The organism is Blastococcus sp. MG754426 (genome assembly GCF_021699055.1).
In the GTDB taxonomy this organism is placed as follows: Bacteria; Actinomycetota; Actinomycetes; order Mycobacteriales; family Geodermatophilaceae; genus Blastococcus.
This window is the reverse complement of the sequence record NZ_SSXC01000198.1, coordinates 1-327: the sequence shown is the minus strand read 5'-3', so window position 1 is coordinate 327 and position 327 is coordinate 1. Positions and strand designations below refer to the sequence as shown.

At 77.4% G+C, this 327-nt stretch carries 1 pseudogene; it reads left to right on the top strand.

The features are described from left to right. Positions 1 to 327 (top strand): annotated as a pseudogene (locus tag E9549_RS22960) (hypothetical protein); the annotation flags it as partial.

The following is a 327-nucleotide window of genomic DNA, read 5'->3' as shown; positions in this document are numbered from 1 at the left end:
GCTCTGGAGCCCCGTCCGCGACGTCGACCCGCGGGTGGGCGAGCACCTCCTCGACGTGCTCGAGGCCGCGGGCATCGCCGCCTACCTGGAGCCGGCCGCCGACGTCGGCCCCTACACCCGGTCGGTGTCCCTGCCCAGCCCGCCGTCGGACCGGTTGTTCGTCGACCGGGCGCGCCGGGCCGAGGCGCGGGGGCTGGTGGATCAGCACGCCGACGACCACCCCGTCGAGCGGCCGGCTCCAGGTAGGCGGCGATGCCCGCGGCCTCGAGCACGTCGAGGAGGTGCTCGCCCACCCGCGGGTCGACGTCGCGGACGGGGCTCCAGAGC